The organism is Streptomyces sp. NPDC005393, assembly GCF_040606675.1.
Lineage (GTDB): Bacteria > Actinomycetota > Actinomycetes > Streptomycetales > Streptomycetaceae > Streptomyces.
The window spans coordinates 1-1,294 of record NZ_JBEXFG010000143.1; the positions used below are offsets into that span (position 1 = coordinate 1).

1 protein-coding gene is annotated in these 1,294 nt (G+C 67.8%); it reads left to right on the plus strand.

The window, feature by feature from the left end; all coding sequences use genetic code 11:
* The first annotated feature begins 163 nt into the window (after positions 1–163).
* On the plus strand, positions 164–781 hold the full coding sequence (locus ABZS71_RS35640; protein ID WP_356217027.1) for a hypothetical protein: 618 nt from the start codon (positions 164–166) through the stop codon (positions 779–781).
* Positions 782–1,294 lie beyond the last annotated feature (513 nt).

The following is a 1,294-nucleotide window of genomic DNA, read 5'->3' on the forward strand; positions in this document are numbered from 1 at the left end:
CACGGGGCAGTTGCTGCGCTCCGCGCTGATGCTGAGCGGGGCGGGGGCCCGGCCGCGGCTGTTCCTGACCGTGCACCATCTGGCCGTGGACAGCGGGCGGGGGCCCCAGGGCCCGTCCGCGCCACCCCGGCCGGGCGGGCCTCAGCTCGTCAAGGACCTCACCATGCCCCGCGGCCGCTACTCCCTCCACGACCCGCATGATCACGCCGCCCTCGGCGAAGAGCACTTCCACTGCGCGCCCGGCCCCAGCGGATGGCGCTATGTCGCGCAGCGCACCGCCCCCTCGGGCGACCACGCCGGGTCAGTGGACCTCACCCTCGATGAACTGGGCCGCCCCATCCGCGTCGAGCTGCACGCCGCGAGCTGGCAGGTCCGCGGCGCCGCGCTCGACGGTGTGACCTGGGTCCGCACGGACCCCTCCGGGCAGCACGCGACCGAGGGCAACGTCCGCGCCCACTCCTTCACCGGCGCCTCCCCGGCCTTCCTCGTCGCCGTCTCCCGCCTCCTGCGGCTCGAGCCCGGGGCCCCTGCCACCCGCGTCCGCCTCGTGGCCTTCACCGATCCGGTGCTCGCGCCCCGCACCCTCGATCAGTCCTGGGCCCTGCTTGACAGAACGGTACATACCACCGAAACTGGACAGCTCGCTGTGGATGAATACCAGGTCAGCGAGCTGGACACCGGTGAACGGCATGCGATCCACATCGCCGGCGACGTGGTGCTCGCCGCCCCCGGCATCGAGCTGGAGGAGCTGGAGAGTCCGCCGTCGTCCTTCGCGGCGTGATGGGCGCCGGGGCTTCGATCCGCCGTGGGTCGCGCTTGACAGAACGGGACATGTCGCCCAAACTGGACAGTCACCGTGGATGAGCGCCGGCCCAAGCGGGACTGGCGCCGGAAGAGCCCGCCATCGCCCGTTGTGGCGCGATGCGCATCCGGACTCTCCGACCTGCTACGGTGTTCATCTCCCCGACATCCGCTTGACATGGGTTGCGCGGGGAGGTAGATTTTAACGGTTGGGGTGAGTAGGAGATGCTCATCGGTAGCCGTTAGTATCGGAACCGCTCCGCTTGTGAATGGAATTCCAACGGAGCACTTTGACCCCCCACAGGTAATCGCGAAGCCGATTAGATCGGCCGATGCGAATCTGCTAAAGTCAGCAACACGCCGAAAGGCAAAGGCTCTCCAACGGGCACCAGAAATGGAATTCGGACCGGAAACGGAACGGAAAACGGATCTGGTAGGGTTGGAAACACGAAAGACCGAAGGGAAGCGCCCGGAGAAACCGGTGATACGGTTT

Bases quoted from the DNA above. Each gene is read 5' to 3' on its own strand.
- ABZS71_RS35640 (WP_356217027.1), top strand. From the start codon at position 164: ATGCCCCGCGGCCGCTACTCCCTCCACGACCCGCATGATCACGCCGCC.